General features: G+C 39.2%; 18 protein-coding genes and 1 pseudogene. All 19 read left to right on the top strand.

The annotated features are described in order from the left end of the window. Positions 1 to 38: 38 nt before the first annotated feature. The 19 genes and pseudogenes from SK637_RS07465 to SK637_RS07350 all read left to right on the top strand — a co-directional run bounded on the left by SK637_RS07465 (position 39) and on the right by SK637_RS07350 (position 20,973). Complete coding sequence (locus tag SK637_RS07465; RefSeq protein WP_033689210.1) at positions 39 to 437, top strand: type II toxin-antitoxin system MqsR family toxin; 399 nt, start codon at positions 39 to 41, stop codon at positions 435 to 437. 48 nt (positions 438 to 485) lie between these two features. After that, positions 486 to 1,484 (top strand): type II TA system antitoxin MqsA family protein, encoded by a 999-nt coding sequence (locus tag SK637_RS07460; protein WP_033689209.1) that lies wholly within the window; start codon positions 486 to 488, stop codon positions 1,482 to 1,484. Between the two features lie 35 nt (positions 1,485 to 1,519). Next, a complete protein-coding gene (locus SK637_RS07455) occupies positions 1,520 to 2,311 on the top strand; it encodes a DUF4393 domain-containing protein (RefSeq protein WP_033689208.1) in 792 nt (263 codons plus the stop codon). Between the two features lie 114 nt (positions 2,312 to 2,425). After that, the gene (locus SK637_RS10180; protein ID WP_078352768.1) at positions 2,426 to 3,646 is read left to right on the top strand and encodes a restriction endonuclease subunit S; all 1,221 of its coding nucleotides are present in this window, start codon (positions 2,426 to 2,428) and stop codon (positions 3,644 to 3,646) included. A 13-nt stretch (positions 3,647 to 3,659) separates the two neighbouring features. After that, positions 3,660 to 5,267 carry a TIGR04141 family sporadically distributed protein gene (locus SK637_RS07445; protein ID WP_033689207.1) on the top strand — a complete coding sequence of 536 codons (1,608 nt, stop codon included), beginning with the start codon at positions 3,660 to 3,662 and terminating at the stop codon, positions 5,265 to 5,267. Between the two features lie 23 nt (positions 5,268 to 5,290). Then, positions 5,291 to 6,898: a type I restriction-modification system subunit M gene (locus SK637_RS07440; protein WP_078352767.1), complete on the top strand. Its 1,608-nt coding sequence runs from the start codon at positions 5,291 to 5,293 to the stop codon at positions 6,896 to 6,898. Between the two features lie 130 nt (positions 6,899 to 7,028). Then, complete coding sequence (locus SK637_RS07435; protein ID WP_033689206.1) at positions 7,029 to 7,367, top strand: type II toxin-antitoxin system RelE/ParE family toxin; 339 nt, start codon at positions 7,029 to 7,031, stop codon at positions 7,365 to 7,367. Next, positions 7,360 to 8,445: a HigA family addiction module antitoxin gene (locus SK637_RS07430; RefSeq protein ID WP_033689205.1), complete on the top strand. Its 1,086-nt coding sequence runs from the start codon at positions 7,360 to 7,362 to the stop codon at positions 8,443 to 8,445. Before SK637_RS07435 ends, SK637_RS07430 begins: the two co-directional genes overlap by 8 nt. Before the next feature lie 130 nt (positions 8,446 to 8,575). After that, positions 8,576 to 8,980, top strand: a complete 405-nt coding sequence (locus tag SK637_RS07425) for a YbgA family protein (RefSeq protein WP_033689204.1) — start codon at positions 8,576 to 8,578, stop codon at positions 8,978 to 8,980. After that, positions 8,964 to 9,329, top strand: coding sequence for a TIGR02328 family protein (locus tag SK637_RS07420; protein ID WP_033689203.1), 366 nt, complete (start codon positions 8,964 to 8,966; stop codon positions 9,327 to 9,329). Before SK637_RS07425 ends, SK637_RS07420 begins: the two co-directional genes overlap by 17 nt. Positions 9,330 to 9,518: 189 nt before the next feature. Then, positions 9,519 to 9,812, top strand: a pseudogene (locus SK637_RS07415) (helix-turn-helix domain-containing protein). 549 nt (positions 9,813 to 10,361) lie between these two features. Next, the gene (gene metE, locus SK637_RS07410) at positions 10,362 to 12,611 is read left to right on the top strand and encodes a 5-methyltetrahydropteroyltriglutamate--homocysteine S-methyltransferase (RefSeq protein WP_033689202.1); all 2,250 of its coding nucleotides are present in this window, start codon (positions 10,362 to 10,364) and stop codon (positions 12,609 to 12,611) included. A 103-nt stretch (positions 12,612 to 12,714) separates the two neighbouring features. Next, positions 12,715 to 13,581: a methylenetetrahydrofolate reductase [NAD(P)H] gene (gene metF / locus SK637_RS07405; protein ID WP_000089967.1), complete on the top strand. Its 867-nt coding sequence runs from the start codon at positions 12,715 to 12,717 to the stop codon at positions 13,579 to 13,581. 972 nt (positions 13,582 to 14,553) lie between these two features. Next, the gene (gene pnp, locus SK637_RS07380; RefSeq protein ID WP_033689201.1) at positions 14,554 to 16,767 is read left to right on the top strand and encodes a polyribonucleotide nucleotidyltransferase; all 2,214 of its coding nucleotides are present in this window, start codon (positions 14,554 to 14,556) and stop codon (positions 16,765 to 16,767) included. A gap of 15 nt (positions 16,768 to 16,782) precedes the next feature. Next, positions 16,783 to 17,400, top strand: coding sequence for a serine O-acetyltransferase (cysE, locus tag SK637_RS07375; protein WP_033689200.1), 618 nt, complete (start codon positions 16,783 to 16,785; stop codon positions 17,398 to 17,400). Between the two features lie 11 nt (positions 17,401 to 17,411). Next, positions 17,412 to 18,296 carry a GNAT family N-acetyltransferase gene (locus tag SK637_RS07370; RefSeq protein WP_033689199.1) on the top strand — a complete coding sequence of 295 codons (885 nt, stop codon included), beginning with the start codon at positions 17,412 to 17,414 and terminating at the stop codon, positions 18,294 to 18,296. An 81-nt stretch (positions 18,297 to 18,377) separates the two neighbouring features. Beyond that, on the top strand, positions 18,378 to 19,721 hold the full coding sequence (gene cysS / locus SK637_RS07360; RefSeq protein ID WP_033689198.1) for a cysteine--tRNA ligase: 1,344 nt from the start codon (positions 18,378 to 18,380) through the stop codon (positions 19,719 to 19,721). Next, positions 19,714 to 20,100, top strand: coding sequence for a Mini-ribonuclease 3 (locus SK637_RS07355; RefSeq protein ID WP_033689197.1), 387 nt, complete (start codon positions 19,714 to 19,716; stop codon positions 20,098 to 20,100). The genes cysS and SK637_RS07355 overlap by 8 nt, the downstream gene beginning before the upstream one ends. A 3-nt stretch (positions 20,101 to 20,103) precedes the next feature. Continuing rightward, positions 20,104 to 20,973 carry a helix-turn-helix domain-containing protein gene (locus SK637_RS07350; protein WP_033689196.1) on the top strand — a complete coding sequence of 290 codons (870 nt, stop codon included), beginning with the start codon at positions 20,104 to 20,106 and terminating at the stop codon, positions 20,971 to 20,973. The last annotated feature ends 77 nt before the right edge of the window (positions 20,974 to 21,050 follow it).

Genomic DNA, 21,050 nt, shown 5'->3' with positions numbered 1-21,050 from the left:
ACTAAATGAAAATTGAACAGAAAGGTTAAATATTTTTAATGTATAGTCAATTAGAAATTGAAAATTTATTAAAAGAAATTAAAAAATTAATTCAGTGTAAAAGATATAGGATTTCAACTGGAGAAAACCGTGAAAAGAATGAGGAATTCATATTTGAATTTGATTTGAATGATGAAAAAATTTGTGAGTTGTTAATGCAAATCGAGTATAGTGATTTTTGTGAATGCTTACATCCGTACGATATTTCACGGAATCATGAAGATTATTATCTGTTTGCCCCGGAATTTTCTTTAAGTGATTTATTTGGTGATGTCTTGCAGGTTGTTGTGTACGTTAAACTAATAATTAAAGACGATAATAGACATCAACCTTTTTTAGTCGTTGTATCTTTTCATAGGCCAGATGAATCAAAAGTATTGAATTATCAATTTAAATAAATTTTCTCTCTTTTAGAGAAGGCCTCTCTCTTGAAAGGAGCGCTAATAATGAATAATAAAAAAATATTATGCGAAAATTGTTTAGAGTCTGTAAATTATAAAGTAGTTGTCGAAGAATTAACACGGTCATTAAAAGGGAAAAAATATACTTTTTCAGGTAAGACTGCATATTGTGTTAATTGTAATAAACCTATTTATGTTGAAGAAATTAACGAACATAACAAACAAGCTATCTATGAAGCTTTTAGGCGTGAGAATGGTATTATCTCAAATGAGGATATAATAAATATTACTGAAAAATATAGTATTGGAGCTAAACCATTAGCTCAGCTTTTGGGATGGGGGATTAATACTATTCAAAGATATTTAAATGGTGATATTCCAAAACCTGCTTATTCTGATAAATTGAAAGAAATATTAAAAAACCCCGATATTTTTAAAGAAATTTTGGTAACAAATAAAGATAATATTACAGATGTAGCATTTAATAAGAGTGTAGAAAAGGTTGATGAAGTTTTAAATAATGAAAATGATGATAAACTTACTCAAGTTATACATTATTTATTATCAAAAAATAATGAGATTACACCGTTAGCTTTACAAAAACTTTTATACTATGTACAAGGATTTTATTTTGCTTTTAAGAAGGATTATATTTTTTCTAGTGATTGCGAGGCTTGGGTACATGGTCCTGTATATAGAGATGTTTATTTTAAATATCAATCTTTTGGATATAATCCCATTCAATTGAATATAAAGAGTGATATTGGAGGTAGCCTTACATTTTTTGAATGTAGTTTAATAGATAGTGTATTGAGGAATTTTGCTATATTTAATGGAAAAGTATTAGAAGAATTTACTCATGAAGAGGAACCATGGTTGGCTATGCGAGGAGATTTGAACGCGGAAGAACTATCTAATGAAATAATTCCAAAAGAATTAATTGGTTCTTACTTTATGAAAGTAAAAGACAAATATCAGATGCTGGGAGTTGAGGAAATTTCTCGGTATAGTTTTGAGAAGTATAAAGCGATAAGTTCTTTGTAAATTTTATTTGTTGATTTTTATTGTAGAGGTATCAAATGCTTGACGAAGAAGATTTTATTAAAATCGGTAAGGAAGTGATTCCGAATATTTATGATGATGGTGCCAAACCGGCTATAAGGGAAATAGGTCAATTTATTGCAAGACCTCTTAAATTGATTAATGCTCTTTTTCAGCCTTTAGATATATGGTTGCTGAATAAAGAATATAACATTGAAAAAACTAAAATACTTCTGGCAGAACGATTAAAGCATGTTAAGCCAGAGGAGTTGGTTAGTCCAGAACCGCATGTCGCGATACCAGCAATTATTGCACTCTCATATTCAATGGATAGTGAGGAACTTAGGAATTTATATGCAAATTTATTATCAAAAGCAATGGTATTAGGGATGAAGGATAAAGTGCATCCTTCGTTTGTTGAGATAATAAAACAACTAAGTCCTATAGATGCGATTGTTTTTAAAGAAATAATGGAGAGGCCAATTAAACCTATTATTGACTTATATATTACTGATAGTGATGAAATTTCTGAAGTTACTACAATCGAAAATATTACATGGATGGATAGAGAGTATGAAGTTGTTTTAGTTTCATTAGCAAATTTGGTTAGGTTAGGCTTGATTGAAATTCCTGATGGTTATAACTATAATGATGATTTAAATTATAGTTTAGTGCGCTCGTCCTCAGCGTATGATATAATATTTCAAAAATTGAATTGTCAAATAAAGATACAAGAGTTGCTTGATCATAAAGTTAAGGAAAGAAAAAAATATATAAAATTAAATGCTCTTTCGGAAACTTTTTATAAAATATGTGTTTGTGAATTATGAAAGATGAAATGAGAGATCTTTTTTATCAGATTTTTAAAGACAATCACTATGAAGAGCACTTTAAACACTATTGGAAATTTGATACTGGCTGTTAAATAAAGTGTGGGAGTACGGATGAAATTAAAAGAAAATGATAATGTGCCTGAAATTAGGTTCGATTATTTTAAGGAAGAATGGGATAAAAAGAGATTTAAAAACTTTACAAAATTATCTCAAGGTCTACAAATTGCAATTTCTAGTAGATTTTTAGAAGCTGGAAAACATAGATATTTTTATATTACAAATGAATTTTTAAATCCTAATTCTACAAAGAAATATTATATTGAATCTCCATCTGAGAATGTTATTTGCACTGTAGATGATATTTTAATGACTAGAACTGGAAATACAGGAAAAGTGATTACAAATATTTCTGGTGCATTTCATAACAATTTTTTTAAGGTTGATTATGATAAGTTTGAAACCTCTAAAATGTTTTTATATTATCTGTTAACATCAAATAATATTCAAAAAGAAATCATAATTAGAGCAGGAAACTCAACCATACCTGATTTAAATCATAGCGATTTTTACTCTATAAAAACTTCAGTTCCTATTCTAGCTGAACAATCCGCCATTGGCTCCCTCTTCAGCACTCTCGACGACCTTCTAGCAAGTTACAAGGATAATCTCGCCAACTACCAATCTCTCAAGGCAACAATGCTTTCCAAGATGTTTCCTAAAGTTGGACAGACAGTTCCTGAGATTCGTTTAGATGGATTTGAAGGTGAGTGGGAGAAAGGGACAATTGGAGAGTTTGGCTCTTTCTATTATGGAAAAAGTGCCCCGAAATGGTCGGTGGCTGATAAGGCAACAACACCGTGTGTACGTTATGGCGAGTTGTATACAAAATTCTCCACAAAAATAGATAAAATATACTCGTACACATCAATTCCTAAAGAAAATTTGAAATTGAGTTCTGGTAATGAGGTATTAGTACCTCGGGTTGGTGAAAATCCATTAGATTTTGCCAATTGTAGTTGGTTGTCACTGAAAGATGTTGCAATTGGTGAAATGATTTCCGTATATAATACACCTAAAAATCCGTTGTTTATCGCATATTATTTTAATGCAAAAATGAAAAAAGAGTTTGCCAAACGAGTTGAAGGTGGAAGTGTAGCGAATCTTTATTACACATACTTAGAGAATATTTCAATATCTATGCCATCTCTTCCTGAACAACAAGCTATCGGTACCTATTTCTCTAACCTCGATAACCTCATCAACTCTCATCAAGAAAAAATTACTCAGCTTGAGGCTTTGAAAAAGAAACTCTTGCAGGATATGTTTATATAAGATTGGAGAGACTATGACGAAAAAATTAAAAACTACTCAAATTTCTTTGTTTCTTAATAATAAATCAGTTGAAAAATTTGAAGATTGCCTAAAAGATAAGTTTAAATATGATGAATACCCATTAAATAGTGTGATTGGACTAGAGGGGAAAATATTTGTTCACAATTCAGATCCTAAATTACCTTCTTGGCAGGATGAGTTAAATCAACTATCAGCCAAAAAAATAAAGTTTTCAAAAAATGTTCCCAATAAAGCCGTGGTTGTAGTGAAGTTTAGAAATAGGTTTTTTAGTATAACTTATGGTTATGGCAGGTCAATGCTAAATGATTTAAAGATAGTTAGAAATTTTGGGTTGAAAGTAGCGGCTAATCTAATTGATAAAGATAAAATTAGAAGTATGAATATAACTAGTATCGAAGATGTCATAGTCTCATCCCAAAGACAAAGTTCGATTTACGCTTCTCAAGATATATTTGATCTAGATACTAGGAGAAATCTATTACAGTCTGTCTCAGGAGCGCCTTCTTTAGAGAGTGTAGCATCTTTTCTTGTAGGAACAGATAGTTTAGTAGCTAGTCGAAAGATGAATATAACTGATATTAAAGACAGTATTGGGTTTTATTATGATAGTTATAAAAAAGATGATTATAAAAACAATGGTTTTTCATGGCTTGATAATATTTTGGAAGTAAGAGAAAAAAGATTAAGTTCCGATTTAGATAATCAATTATACGTGGAGATGACAAAGGGGAACTATCCAACCATTGCTCCTAATACTTTACTTGATTGGGAGAATATAGAAGGCTTTTTTCTTACTGGAACTGGAAAAAGAGAAAAAGAGTTTTCAATTGAAATTGATTCGAATGCGTATTTCTCAACAATAAGAAGAAGAAAAAATAAATCAAATAGCTCAAATAGCTCTTTTATATCGTCTTTAAAACGGAATAAATTAGTTACCAAATATAAAGACACAGATGAGGAAAGAATAGTTGGAAGCTTATATTCATCATTAATTTTCGAAATAGATTATAACAAAGAAAAATATATTTTATGTTATGGCTCTTGGTATAAAATTAATAAAGAATTTTTTAATACTATAAAAACTGAAATTGATAATATTGTGGATACTGAGCTTCCAATTGTTTCTCCAGCTTCTAATGGACAGAATGAAGGAGATTTTAATAAAGCATTTTCTACAAGTCATCCAGATTACTATATATTGGATAAAGAAATGTATCATGGGGATAGCTATGGAAGAAGTAGTGTTGAAGTGGCAGATATTGTGACCAAAGACAAAAAGTTAATTCATGTAAAAAAAGGAGGTTCTTCGTCAAAATTAAGTCATTTATTTTCTCAGGGTGTTGTATCTGCCACTATTTTAGCTCAGGATATTAAAATGAAAGAATTCATTAATGAAAAGTGCGGTTGTAAAATACTGAATCTATCAGAGACAAATAATGAGTTTGAAATTGTATTTGCAATCATCGATAAACGAGTAACAGGAGGAGTAAAAAATTCTGATATATTACCATTCTTTTCAATGGTTAATTTATTCAATGCGATTCAACAATTAAAAAGCATGGGATTTAAATATTCAATTTTAAAAATTCCAGTAGTCTAAAAAGAAAGAAAAAAATTAGATCTATGATTAAAGAAACAACACAAACTTACCAGTCGCTCTACCAAGCCCTGTGGAACTCAGCGGATGTTCTCCGCTCTAAGATGGATGCCAACGACTACAAGTCCTATCTTTTGGGCATGGTCTTTTACAAGTACCTGTCAGATAAGATGCTCTTTTTCGTGGCGGAGACTATGGAGGAGGGGAGTGAGAATCTAGAGGCTGCCCTTGAGGTCTATCGTAACTACTATGGGGATGCGGATACCCACGAGGATCTTCTTGAAGTTCTGAAGGGCGAACTCAACTATAGTATCAAGCCTGAGTTGACCTTTACGGCTCTGGTAGCACGTGTCAATGAGGGGGCTTTCCAGTTGGAAGATTTGGCTCAGGGTTTTCGAGATATTGAGCAGAGTGATGAACTCTATGAAAATCTCTTTGAAGATATTGACCTCTATTCCAAAAAGCTAGGGGCAACGCCGCAAAAGCAAAACCAAACGGTGGCAGCGGTTATGAAAGAGTTGGCTGTGCTAGATGTAGCTGGTCATGCTGGTGATATGCTGGGTGATGCTTATGAGTATCTGATTGGTCAGTTTGCGACTGACTCGGGTAAGAAGGCTGGTGAGTTCTATACACCTCAGCCTGTTGCCAAACTCATGACTCAGATTGCCTTTTTGGGGCGTGAGGATCAGCTAGGCTTTACCATCTATGATGCGACTATGGGTTCTGGCTCTCTCTTGCTCAACGCCAAGAAATATTCTCATAAACCGCAGACAGTGGTCTACTTTGGTCAGGAACTCAATACCTCGACCTATAACTTGGCTCGGATGAACATGATCCTACACGGTGTTCCTGTTGAGAATCAATTTCTCCACAATGCTGATACACTGGATGAAGACTGGCCGACTCAAGAACCGACTAACTTTGACGGTGTTCTCATGAATCCTCCCTACTCTGCCAAGTGGTCAGCTAATTCTGGCTTCCTGAATGATCCTCGTTTCTCTCCTTTTGGGAAACTAGCGCCTCAGTCCAAGGCTGACTTTGCCTTTCTCTTGCATGGTTACTACCATCTCAAACAGGATAATGGGGTCATGGCTATCGTCCTTCCCCACGGTGTGCTTTTCCGTGGGAATGCGGAAGGAACTATTCGGAAGGCCTTGCTAGAAGAAGGGGCCATTGACACGGTTATCGGTCTACCAGCCAATATCTTCTTTAATACCAGCATTCCGACCACGGTTATCATTCTCAAAAAGAACCGTACCAACCGTGATGTCTACTTTATCGATGCTTCTAAGGAGTTTGATAAAGGGAAAAATCAAAATATCATGACGGATGCTCATATCGAGAAGATTCTGGAAGCCTACAAGTCACGTGAGGAGATTGATAAGTTTGCCCATCTAGCAAGCTATGAAGAAATCGTCGAAAATGACTACAACCTCAATATCCCTCGCTATGTAGATACCTTTGAGGAAGAAGAAGTCGAACCACTGACAGACATCGTTAGCAAGATTAACACGACCAATCAAGCAATCCAAAACCAAACCGCTTCCCTACTCGAAATGCTCGGTCAACTACACGGAACCACACCAGAAGCCGATGCTGAACTCAAAAAGTTTTTGAAAGAATTTGAAGGGTGATGGGGAAATGGTTAGATACATCTATCAGATTTGAAATCCCAGCCAAATTAACTTTTGGCTGGTTTTTGTTTTCTAAAGATGATATAATTAAATTACCTAAAAGGTAATTTAATTATACAGAAAGGGACATATGAAGCTTATCTATACAAACAAAACTGTTAAAAAGCAGTGCACAGAGCTGAGGCAGGCGAAAAAGGATTTTTCGGAAAAGGTTGCGGTAAAGTTGCATCAGTTGATTAACTTTTTGGAAGCGGCGGATTCTTTGGCTAGTGTGACGGCTTTTCCTAAGTATCACTTTCACCAACTTAAGGGAAAGAGACAAGGACAGTTTGCTTTGGATATAGATAGTCGAAGGAGTTCCTATCGGTTGATTGTAGAATTTCGTGAGGAGGATTTAGAAAAGGTGTTTCCAAGTCCCGTTGAAATCGAAATCCTAAAAATAGAGGAGGTCAGCAATCACTATGAGTAATAAAATTGTTGAATACAAAGACCTGATTGCTTTTCATCCAGGTCAGTATGTCAGTGAGTTAATCGAAGATTATAATGTAACGCAGAAGGAATTTGCGGAGCGTTTGGGAGTTTCGGCAAAGACTGTCAGCAAGCTCGTCAATGCTGAGGAGTCCATCAGTAAAGAAACGGCTCATAAGTTAGCCAAGCTAAGCGGAGTTTCCATGCAAACCTGGCTCAATCTTCAAAATGCTTACGATGTAAAAGTGGCAGAGATTGTAGAACAAAGAGAGCTAGAAGAAGGTGGCGAAAAAGACATCTGTGAGATGATTGATTTCAAGTATTTTAAGGAAGAAGGCTACGTTCCAGACAAACGCTATACTTTGAAGGAAAAGATTATCGAGCTTCGCAAGATTCTTGGTGTGGCAAGTTTAGAAAACCTTACATCTTTTAACCATCTAGTTAGCTATCGGAATACGCGTGAGTTTACAACTAAAAGTATAGTAAACTCTAATATCATGCTGGAGTTGGCATCTAAAAAAGCGCGTGATAAAACGACAACTAAGTTAAATCGCAGAAAGCTAGAGAGAAGTCTGCCTGCGTTGAGAAAGTTGACCAGACAAGATCCAGAAGTTTTTCCTCAACGATTGTATGATATCTTGCTAGATTGTGGTGTGGTCCTAGTAGGTCTACCTGCTTTGCCAAATGCCAATCTAAATGGAGCGACTAAAAAATTTAGCAATGGTAGTGCCTTGCTTTTACTTACGGATCGAAACAAAGCGACAGATATTTTTTGGTTCTCACTCTTCCATGAGATTGGGCACATTCTGGAAAATGATTTTTCATCTGATGAAGGAAACAGTGAGTCCTATCTTCGTTCTGAGGAACAGGCAGACCAGTTTGCAAAAGATTTCTTGATTAGACCAGAAGATTATCAAGCTTTTGTAGAAAAAGGAAACTTTGATAAGACAGATATCCTTCGATTTTCTGAGGAGATAGATATTCATCCTAGTGTCGTTTTGGGCAGATTACAAAATGAGGGTATTCTAGGTTTTGACCGTTTCCGAGAACTAAAAGAGAATTATTACTTTGTTTCCTAAGTGTCAGGAAATTTTTAGAAGAAGAAAAAAGATTCATACATTCAGTCATGTGAAGTCATTGATTCGCTCATTTTTAAGATGCAAATTTGTTTCCATATTTCCTGGAAACTGATAGAAAGTAAGGAGAAACATGGAACAAACTAATCAAAAATCCCAGTGCCAGCAACTCTGGGCTAGAAACAAATACCTCGTTTTGAGCCATTCCAGCAATATTTACAATGAGATTCGCCAATACTTGAAGAATGAAGAGGTGGAGGTGAGTCATGTTCAAGAAATGATTGACCGTGTCTGTCAGATTCCAGAACACAGGGGTCAGGTTTGCAATGCCTTTCAGCATATTTGGGGCTATTTTAAAAAGAAAGCGACAGATGCTGAGCGCAAGGACTATATGCTCTTGCTGGATCGCTACCGCTTTGGTCAGGCTTCTAAGGAAGACTTGATCACTAAGACTCGAGACTTGCTTGATCGCTATCCAAATACCTATTTGCAACATTCGACTTTACTGAAAGGAGACTCCCATGAGACTTTGGCATGAGGCTTTGATTTCACAACTTCCCCGTCCTCAACTCTTGGGGCAGCATCGAGAGTGTTGCGCCCTGCGTGGTAATGGTTGGGGCAGAAAGCATGCGACGGTGGACTATGTTTTTACCCACTCGCCCTATCGTCTCTATGCCTATCATGACTTGATCATGGAGGAGATGGCTAACCGTGGCTACAATGTCAGTCAAGAGTGGCTGGACAAGAACTACCGAGGTAAGACCTGTCCTCTCTATGAAGATTTAGCAGAGGAGAAGTTGACTAGTCCTATCTATAGCGAACATGACGATGCATACTATGAGGAATGTCTGGCTAATCTCCGAGAGAAGGGAATAGAGCTGGAATAATAGTAAGGATTGCCTTCAACTTATAACTCTTCTCGTATTTTTTTCGAATAATAATAAAGATGAGACCTTTGGAATTTTTCTAAGGTCTTCTTTTTATGAGTGTTCAGATTTACTTTTAATAACTTTTGAGTTATAATTTTAAAAAAACTAAGCGTGAGTTGTAGGACCTAAAAGAAAGAGGGGTAAGTGATGAAGAATAGTGCTATTGGTAGCAATTGGAAGGATGTCCGATCAGAACTCTTTACCAAGGAGGAAATCCTTGAAAGTGATATGTGAGTAGCTATCATGAGTGAGTTGATAGTAGCTAGACATGAGCAAGGAATTAGTCAGAAAAAGCTGGAAGAACTTAGTGGAGTAAGCCAGCCTGTCATAGCTAGGATGGAAACAGGTAAGACTAGCCCCTAGTTGGATACGGTATTGAAAGTTTTAGCCAGTTTAGGAAAGACACTAGCAATCGTCCCACTTGAACAGAGAAAGAGTTGATAGGAAGAGGTTGGGAAACTTTAACAAATTTAACAGTTATAGTGCCTCAAGTGTATAATATAGAAAAATTATGCTTTATTTATATCAAGTGCGAACGAAGTGAGCTTTTAGTGGATATTTCCCGCCATAGTGGTATTCTAGATAATAATTTATTATTATCTAGAACGGAATTTTTGAGACATTCTGGCTCAAAAATTAGGGATGAAATAACTTGGTTTGCTAAAATCATCCACTGGATAATTTTACCTCCCGTCCGCACTTTTTAAGGGAAATATCAGAATTACAAAAGAAAAATCAACCTATAGTCTTTTCTAATATCAAGTCATAGTCACTTATAAGGATTACTAATAACGCGTTTGAACCGTCTAACTGAAATAAAGCTATAAAACAAGCTATACAAAGGATTTGAGGCATGTGTCTCAGGTCTTTTTCTTTTTTCTAAAATGGAGATATAGTTTCAAACTATATCAAAGCCTAATTTTTTACAATTATACAGATGATTCCTTTTCTGTTAAGATAGTTTCAACAACAAATTTTGGAGGACACATCATGTCAACTACAATCATCGGTTTCCCTCGTTTGGGCGAATTCCGCGAATTAAAATTTACAACTGAAAAATACTTTAGAAAAGAAATCTCAGAAGAAGAACTCTTGGCAGCAGCAAAAGATTTGCGTGCTAAACACTGGAACATTGTCAAAGAAAAAGGCATCACTGAAATTCCATCAAATGACTTTTCTCACTATGACAATTTCCTAGATGCAGCTTTCCTTTTCAACGTGGTACCTGCATCCGTTCAAAACTTGGACTTGTCTGATCTTGAGCGCTACTTCGCTTTGGGTCGTGGTTACCAAGGAGAAAAAGGAGACGTTCGCGCCCTTCCAATGAAGAAATGGTTCAACACCAACTACCACTACATCGTTCCTAAATTTGAAAAAGATACTCAAGTCAAACTTGCAGGTCACAAGATCTTCGATGAGTTCCAAGAAGCAAAAGAACTTGGATTGAACACTCGCCCAGTTCTTGTAGGTCCATTCACTTTCCTTCAATTGTCAGACTTTGAAGAAGGTGTGAAAGCAGAAGACTTCGTAGACAGCTTAGTGGCTGCTTACCAAGAAGTTTTTGCTAAATTGGCAGAACTTGGTGCAACTCGCATCCAATTGGATGAAGCTGCTCTTGTAAAAGACTTGACAGCTGAAGAAAAAGCTCTCTTCTTGAACCTCTACAACAAACTTTTGGCTGATAAGAAAGGTCTTGAAGTCTTGCTTCAAACTTACTTCGGTGACGTTCGTGACGTTTACGCTGACCTTGTGAACTTGCCAGTAGATGCCATTGGTCTTGACTTCGTTGAAGGTAAGAAAACTCTTGAACTCGTTAAAGGTGGCTTCCCAGCTGACAAGACTCTTTATGCAGGTATTGTCAATGGTAAAAACATCTGGCGCAACAACTACGAAAAGAGCTTGGCTGTTCTTGAACAAATCCCAGCTGAAAACATTGTCTTGACAAGCTCATGCTCACTTCTTCATGTGCCATTTACAACTGCTAATGAAGAATTTGAACCAGCTATCTTGAACCACTTTGCCTTTACAGTTGAAAAATTGGATGAAATCCGTGACTTGGATGCTATCCGCAATGGTCAAGGTGAAGAAGCGCTTGCAGCCAACAAAGAACTCTTTGCGACTGAGCGTGTTGGTGTTAATGCGGAACTTCGTGCGCGTATCGCTGGTTTGACTGATGCAGACTACACTCGTTTGCCAGCATTTGCTGAACGTGAAGCTATCCAAGAAGAAGCTTTCAAACTTCCAGCTCTTCCAACAACAACTATCGGTTCATTCCCTCAAACTAAAGAAGTTCGTGCGAAACGTTTGGCTTACCGTAAAGGTGAATTGTCTCAAGAAGAGTACGACGCTTTCCTTGCTGAAACGATCGATGAATGGATCAAATGGCAAGAAGATATCGACTTTGATGTCCTTGTTCACGGTGAATTCGAGCGTAATGACATGGTTGAGTACTTCGGTCAAAACTTGTCAGGTTACCTCTTCTCTAAAAATGGTTGGGTACAATCATACGGTATGCGTGGGGTGAAACCACCAATCATCTGGGGTGATGTCACTCGTCTTAACCCTATCACTGTTAAATGGTCTAGCTATGCACAAAGCCGTACAAACAAACCTGTTAAAGGTATGTTGACTGGACCTGTTACAATTCTTAACTGGTCATTCCCTCGTGAAGACATCTCTATCAAGGATTCAACTCTTCAAATCGCTCTTGCTATCAAGGATGAAGTACTTGACCTTGAAGCTGCTGGTGTGAAAATCATCCAAATCGACGAGGCTGCTCTTCGTGAAAAATTGCCACTCCGTCGTAGCGACTGGTATGAAGACTACCTTGACTGGGCAATTCCTGCCTTCCGCTTGGTACACTCAACAGTAGCGCCAGACACACAAATCCACACTCACATGTGTTACTCAGAATTTACAGATATCATCCCAGCTATTGACAACTTGGATGCGGACGTTATCTCATTTGAGGCTAGCCGTTCAAACCTTGAAATCTTGGACGAACTCAAAGCGAAAAACTTCCAAACAGAAGTGGGACCTGGGGTTTACGATATCCACTCACCTCGTGTGCCAAATGAAGGCGAAATCGACAATACAATCGAAGCTATCCTTGCTAAAGTGCCAAGTAAGAAAGTTTGGATCAACCCTGACTGTGGTTTGAAAACACGTGGTATTCCAGAAACAAAAGAAAGCTTGATCCGCCTTGTTGAAGCAGCTAAAGCTGCGCGTGAGAAATTGTAAGATAAGGATTTCTCTAGAAGCACTGTTTGGTCAATCTGTCTGTTTCACTTGGATTCTAGGAATCCAGCTAACGAAAAAAATCAACTAGAAAAGGATAAGGACTATGTCACGCCAAACACCGTCACTCTCATTTGAAGTGTTCCCTCCCAACCCAGCTGTGGGTAATGATAACATTATTTCTGCTCTTCAAGATATGCAGGAGTTGGCTCCCCACTTTATTAGTGTGACTGCCAGCAATAATAAATTTAATATCAAGGAAACGACGGTTCGTTTGGCTGACTTTATCCAAAATGACTTGGCGATTCCGACTATTGCTCACTTACCAGCCATCTATTTGACTAAGGACAAGGTTGCTGAAACCATTGCTGACTTGGACAAGGTTGGGGTTCAGAAAATCTTGGCTCTTCGTGGGGATATTATCCCAGACGTGGAACCTCAAAAGGATTTCCGCTACGCAACGGACTTGATTGAGTTCATCAAGGAACAAGCCCCTCACTTTGATATTGTTGGTGCTTGCTATCCAGAAGGGCATCCAGATTCGCCAAATCAGATTTCAGATATTCAAAATCTTAAGAAGAAAGTAGATGCAGGCTGTTCGAGCCTTGTAACCCAGCTTTTCTTTGACAATGAGCGCTTCTATGATTTCCAAGACAAGTGCATCTTGGCTGGGATTGATGTACCCATTCATGCAGGGATTATGCCAATCCTGAATCGAAATCAGGCTCTCCGTCTCTTGAAGACTTGTGAGAATATCCATCTTCCACGCAAATTTAAAGCTATTTTAGACAAGTATGAGCATGACCCTGAGTCGCTCAGAGCAGCAGGACTTGCCTATGCAGTGGACCAAATCGTGGACTTGGTAACTCAGGATGTGGCTGGTGTTCATCTCTATACCATGAACAATGCGGAAACAGCAAAATACATCCACCAAGCAACTCATGCCTTGTTTAATCATCAGTCTCTAGGATAATAAAAAGCAAACCATTCTTCTCAGCTGAGGGGAATGGTTCCTTTTTAATGGTAAAGACCGCACTTTTTAAGAAAAATATGATAAAATAAACTCTGTACGTACTTGATACAAAGATGAGGGTATTAAATAATACAATGCATTCAAACTGCAAGGTTTAGTGACACGAGCGAGTCAAACCTATATTATTTGATGAGGGAGTTAGTAAAGCATTTAGCTAATCGCATGGTAGCGATTAGCATGAAAGGTTTAGATGCTTTAGCATCAAACCTTTCTAATGACTAACGTTAAGAAAGAGCGACACGAGTGAGTCAAATCGATGTTATTTGACGAGGGAGTTAGTAAAGCATTTAGCTAATTGCCCGATAGCGAATATCGTGAAAGGCTTAGATGCTTTAGCATCAAACCTTTCTAATGACTAACGTTAAGAAAGAGCGACACGAGTGAGTCAAATCGATGTTATTTGACGAGGGAGTTAGTAAAGTATTTAGCTAATCGCCTGATAGCGAATAGCGTGAAAGGTTTAGATGCTTTAGCATCAAACCTTTCTAATGACTAACGTTAAGAAAGAGCGACACGAGTGAGTCAAATCGATGTTATTTGACGAGAGAGTTAGTAAAGCATTTAGCTAATCGCCCGATAGCGAATAGCGTGAAAGGCTTAGATGCTTTAGCATCAAACCTTTCTAATGATTTGTATCTTGAGAATTGAACACGCCTACAACTCTGTGGAAAAAGATAAATCTCCTTAGGAGCAATCGCTCCGTCGTTCGATTTCCTATTTTCCTTTGAGTTGCTTAACGGCTTGGTATCTTGAGTAATTGAACCCGGCCGAAAAGCTGTGTAAAAAAGATAAACTGTCTTGTCTTCATCGAAGACTTCGTCAGTTTCCTATTTTTACTTTGCTTTTAACGTCCTTAGTATCTTGATCTTTGTAGGCAAGGCGTATAATTTCATCAATCCAAAGGGGATTAAAATGACAAAACAAGTGTTTCAAACGACTTTTGCGGGTCGTGAGTTAATTGTAGAGACTGGTCAGGTTGCTAAGCAAGCAAATGGCTCTGTTGTCGTGCGTTACGGTGAGTCAACTGTCTTGACTGCTGCCGTGATGTCTAAGAAGATGGCAACTGGGGATTTCTTCCCTCTTCAAGTCAACTATGAAGAAAAAATGTATGCAGCTGGGAAGTTTCCTGGTGGCTTTATGAAACGTGAAGGACGTCCTTCAACAGATGCAACCTTGACAGCGCGTTTGATTGACCGTCCAATCCGTCCAATGTTTGCGGAAGGTTTCCGTAACGAAGTGCAAGTGATTAACACTGTCCTTTCTTACGATGAAAATGCTTCTGCACCAATGGCTGCTATGTTTGGTTCATCCTTGGCGCTTTCTATCTCAGATATTCCATTTGACGGACCAATTGCTGGGGTACAAGTGGGCTATGTAGATGGTCAAATCATCATCAACCCAAGTCAAGAACAAGCAGAGCAATCGCTTCTTGAATTGACAGTAGCAGGTACCAAGTACGCTATCAACATGGTAGAGTCTGGTGCCAAAGAATTGTCAGAAGAAATCATGTTGGAAGCCCTTCTTAAAGGGCATGAAGCAGTCAAAGAATTGATTGCCTTCCAAGAAGAAATCGTTGCTGCTGTTGGTAAAGAAAAAGCAGAAGTAGAATTGCTTCATGTGGATGCTGACTTGCAAGCTGAAATCATTGCAGCCTACAACAGTGACCTCCAAAAAGCGGTTCAAGTAGAAGAAAAATTGGCTCGTGAAGCGGCAACTCAAGCAGTTAAGGATCAAGTAACTGCTGTTTACCAAGAAAAATATGAGGACCACGAAGAATTTGACCGTATCATGCGTGATGTGGCTGAAATCTTGGAACAAATGGAACACGCTGAAGTGCGCCGTTTGATTACAGAAGATAAGGTTCGTCCTGATGGTCGTAAGGTCGATGAAATCCGTCCTTTGGATGCGGTTGTTGACTTCCTTCCTCGTGTGCACGGTTCAGGTCTCTTCACTCGTGGACAAACTCAAGCCCTTTCAGTCTTGACCTTGGCTCCAATGGGAGAAACTCAAATCATTGATGGTTTGGATCCAGAGTACAAGAAACGCTTTATGCACCACTATAACTTCCCACAATACTCTGTAGGGGAAACTGGCCGTTACGGTGCGCCAGGTCGTCGTGAGATTGGTCACGGTGCTCTGGGTGAGCGTGCCCTTGCTCAAGTCTTGCCAAGTTTGGAAGAATTCCCATATGCTATCCGCTTGGTAGCTGAGGTCTTGGAATCAAATGGTTCTTCATCTCAGGCTTCTATCTGTGCTGGAACTCTTGCCCTTATGGCTGGTGGGGTGCCAATCAAGGCCCCAGTAGCAGGGATTGCCATGGGTCTCATCTCAGATGGAAACAACTATACAGTCTTGACAGATATCCAAGGTTTGGAAGACCACTTTGGAGATATGGACTTTAAGGTTGCAGGTACTCGTGACGGGATTACAGCCCTTCAAATGGATATCAAGATTCAAGGAATCACTGCAGAAATCTTGACGGAAGCTCTTGCCCAAGCCAAGAAAGCGCGTTTTGAAATCCTTGATGTGATTGAAGCAACCATTCCAGAAGTTCGTCCAGAATTGGCTCCAACTGCTCCGAAAATTGATACCATCAAGATTGATGTGGACAAGATTAAGATTGTCATCGGTAAGGGTGGAGAAACCATCGACAAGATTATCGCTGAAACAGGCGTTAAAATTGATATCGACGAAGAAGGAAATGTGTCTATCTATTCTAGCGACCAAGATGCTATTAACCGTGCCAAAGAAATCATTGCTGGCTTGGTTCGTGAAGCTAAAGTGGATGAAGTTTACCATGCTAAGGTTGTTCGTATCGAGAAATTTGGTGCCTTTGTCAACCTCTTTGACAAGACGGATGCCCTCGTTCACATTTCGGAAATGGCTTGGACTCGCACTAATCGTGTAGAAGACTTGGTAGAAATCGGTGATGAAGTCGATGTTAAGGTTATCAAGATTGATGAAAAAGGCCGTGTTGATGCTTCTATGAAGGCTCTTCTTCCTCGTCCTCCAAAACCTGAGCATGATGAAAAAGGTGAAAAGTCTGAGCGTCCTCACCGTCCACGTCATCACAAGGACCACAAACCTAAGAAAGAATTTACAGAAACACCAAAAGATTCAGAATAAGAAAAGGAGAAATGTATGGGATGGTGGCGCGAAACCATTGATATCGTAAAAGAAAATGATCCAGCGGCCCGCACCACTTTGGAGGTTTTGCTGACTTATCCAGGTGTCAAGGCCTTGGCGGCCCACCGTCTCTCGCATTTTCTATGGAAGCATGGCTTCAAACTCTTGGCTCGTATGAATAGTCAGTTTTGGCGCTTTTGGACTCAGATTGAGATTCATCCAGGTGCCCAGATTGATTCAGGTGTCTTTATCGACCATGGTTCTGGTCTGGTGATTGGGGAAACAGCGATCGTTGAAAAAGGCGTTCTCCTTTATCATGGAGTGACTCTTGGTGGAACTGGTAAGGATGTTGGCAAACGACATCCGACGGTTCGTAAGGGAGCTCTCATATCAGCCCATGCCCAAGTTATCGGACCTGTGGAAATCGGTGAAAATGCCAAGGTTGGAGCAGCAGCAGTTGTCGTGGCAGATGTACCTAGTGATGTGACGGTTGTCGGTATTCCGGCCAAGATTGTCCGAGTTCATGGTAAGAAAGATGAGCCGGTCATTCACGAAGTCGAAGAAAAACGAGAGTATTATGTCAATAAACTCGAGCAGGCTAAAGAAGCCAGTCACAGATCTTCTGGTTTGTAGAGGATACCTATATGATTCAAGCAAGAAACAAGTTAAGCCAAGAGGAGTTATTTGAGGCGAAAAAACTAATTAACTGTTGCCAAAACTATGACGGTACCTACCGTGATCCCTATCTCTCTAACATGCTTAATTTTGACCCAAACATGCCCGCCTTTTTCCTTTATTATGAAAAAGGCGAACTTGTTGGTTTATTAACTGTCTATGCTGATGACCAAGATGTGGAAGTGACGATACTGGTTCATCCAAATCATCGCCGTCAGGGAATTGCGCGTGCATTGTTTACTAGTTTTGAGAGAGAAACAGCTTCTTTTCCTATTCGTTCAGTTACTTTTCAGACAGAGCGTGTTTTTCTAGACCGCCATCCTGATTTAGTCAGCAATTTGGGACTGGTTGAGGATGAAGAGACAGAAACCTGGTTAGGTAAGGATAGAAGCCCTTATCCGTTAGCAAAACTTTCTAATCTTGAAGCTTTGTTAGCAGATAGTTCGTATCAGGATCAAATTGGCCAATTAAAATTTCAGGCATTCTCAGAGGAACATGAATCTAGAGAAATTGTGGATAGATATGTCGCTGAAGCTCTGAAGGATCCAGAAAGTCGCCTATATATTTTATTAAAAGATGGTCAGGTTATTGGAACTTGCACGGTTGATTTATCGAGCGATACGAATTACTTCTACGGTTTAGCAATATCGGAACCTGAACGTGGGAAAGGCTATGGAAGCTACTTAGCAAAATCCCTTGTCAACCAACTGATTGAGCAAAATGAAAAGGAATTTCAGATTGCAGTAGAAGATAGCAATGTAGGTGCCAAGCGCTTGTATGAAAAAATTGGCTTTGTCAAACAGACTCAAGTGGTTTATCTAAATGAGAAAGGAGCAAGGGATTCCGAAGTGTAGAGATATTCGGATTAAAATTCAATTGAACTCTTAGTGATGAAACTAACTGTTCTTGGATTTTAGTTTTCCTGATTATGATTTATGATTAAAATTTACGATACCATGTCTCGTGATTTGCGAGAATTTGTCCCGATTGAGGACAGCAAGGTCAAGATGTATGTTTGTGGGCCAACCGTGTATAACTATATCCACGTGGGAAATGCCCGTTCGACGGTAGCTTTTGATACTATTCGACGTTACTTCGAATACCGTGGTTACGAGGTTGCCTATATTTCCAATTTTACGGATGTAGATGATAAGATTATCAACCGTGCCAAGGAAGAAGGGATTACTCCTCAGGAGGTTGCGGACAAGTACATCGCTGCCTTTCGTGAGGATGTGATGGCCTTGGGCGTCAAACCTGCGACTCGCCATCCGCGTGTGGTGGAGTTTATGGCTGACATTATCCGCTTTGTGGAAGATTTGATTGAAAAAGGCTTTGCTTATGAGAGTCAAGGGGATGTTTATTTCCGTGTGGAAAAATCACACAACTATGCTAAGTTGGCTAATAAAACCTTGGAAGATTTGGAACTGGGTGCTTCAGGTCGTACCGATGAGGAAACGGCTCGTAAGGAAAATCCTGTGGACTTTGCCCTCTGGAAAGCTGCCAAACCAGGCGAGATTTCTTGGGACAGTCCTTGGGGAACTGGTCGTCCGGGCTGGCATATCGAGTGTTCAGTCATGTCTACAGAGATTTTAGGTGATACCATTGATATCCACGGTGGTGGAGCTGACCTTGAGTTTCCGCATCATACCAACGAAATTGCCCAGTCAGAAGCCAAAACAGACAAGACCTTTGCTAACTACTGGATGCATAATGGCTTTGTCAATATCGATAATGTCAAGATGTCCAAGTCCTTGGGTAACTTTATCACAGTGCACGATGCCCTTAAAACTCTTGACGGACAGGTACTTCGATTCTTCTTTGCTACTCAACATTATCGCAAGCCAATCAACTTTACGGAAAAAGCGGTGCGCGATGCAGAGACTAATCTTAAGTATCTGAAGAATACTTACGAGCAACCGTTTACTGGAACTGTAGATGCTCAAGAGTTACAGGCCTTTAAAGATAAGTTTGTAGCTGCTATGGATGAGGATTTCAACTCTGCCAACGGTATTACAGTAGTCTTTGAAATGGCAAAATGGATCAATTCAGGCAACTATGATGCAGTGGTTAAGAAAGCTCTTGCGGCTATGTTAGAGGTCTTTGGAATTGTCTTTGTTGAGGAAGTTTTGGATGCAGAGATTGAAGACTTGATTCAAAAACGCCAAGAAGCGCGTGCCAATCGTGACTTTGCGACAGCGGACCAGATCCGTGACCAATTAGCTGCTCAAGGGATTAAACTCCTTGACACCAAAGATGGAGTGAGGTGGACACGTGATTGATGTCAATCTCATTAACGGGATTGCGCTAGCTTTTGAGGGGGACGCGGTGTATTCTATGTATATTCGTCGTCACCTCATCCTCAAAGGCATGACCAAACCCAATAAACTCCATCAAGAGGCGACCAAGTATGTGTCGGCCAAAGCTCAGGCTAGCCTGATTTCCCTTATGTTAGAGGAGCAAGTCCTGACGGAAAAAGAAGAAGAAATCTACAAACGTGGCCGCAATACCAATAGTCACACCAAGGCAAAAAATGCTGATGTGGTGACTTACCGTATGTCCACAGGTTTTGAAGCAGTCATGGGCTATCTCCATATGACTGAAAATCTGGAACGTCTTGAGAGCTTGATTTCGTGGTGCGTCCAAAAAGTGGAGGGCTAGGACATGATGGCAAAAGAACTACAAGACTGGTTTCCTGAGGCTCAGATTTCAGACCAACCAGTAGAGAAAGAGGGCTATCTCACCCTCCCTTTAGCTTCTCAGCAGTGGATTTTGCTGGAAGAAGATGGGCTCAGTGAGCGTGAAAAGCAGTTGGTTTCCCTTTTGACCCAGCAGGAGCAGGCTCGTTCGCTCAATCCTTGGTATTCCTATCTGATTGAGGGCAAGGGACAGGCACCAAAAACTTTTAAAAAGATTCAGTTGGTTTATTGCCATCTTTCCTATTTTCAGCAGGAAAATCTAGCTTCTTGGCTAGATATGATGCGGACTCTTTTTCCGAGCTGTCAGGCGATGCTTCAGGTCGGAGCTCAGGACTATGTTTTCGTGCTACAACAAGATAAGTACACCTCTGTACGAGCTATTTTAAGTGATACGATTGAAGCGGTTGAGTATGACTTTGGACTGCGTCTGTCAATCATGTTGGGCCAGGTTTGGTCTCAGACAGGACATCATGGCTTATCAGACTTGATTAAAGCAGAGCGGGATTTGTTTAAGACTTGGTGGCGTCAGGGTCACCAAGGCGTTCATACTTTTTCTCAGCTCTATCTTTGGAGTATGGGAGAAAGACTCGTGAACTTGAAGGCAATCAAGGAATGCTTGCACCAGATGATCTTGGATCAGGACCAGATTCAGGAAATCATTCTCTCTCTTTGGGAAAATAGTGCTGTCCTAACAAAAACAGCCCAGCAACTCTATCTGCACCGCAATTCTCTCCAATACAAGATTGATAAATGGGAAGAATTGACAGGGCTTCAGTTGAAGGAATTGACTGATCTGACCTTGTGTTATCAGTTGATTTTACCAGATATTCTCTAAAGTTTTGTGCAAGTTGCACAGAACTTTTTTATTTTTTGGTCACCTTGCCATAGAAAAGTTAAGCGTTTTCATTTATA

Origin of the sequence: Streptococcus mitis (genome assembly GCF_000722765.2) — a bacterium.
In the GTDB taxonomy this organism is placed as follows: domain Bacteria; phylum Bacillota; class Bacilli; order Lactobacillales; family Streptococcaceae; genus Streptococcus; species Streptococcus mitis_AQ.
Note: the sequence above shows the minus strand (reverse complement) of the source record. Positions and strands in the feature narration are given on the sequence as shown.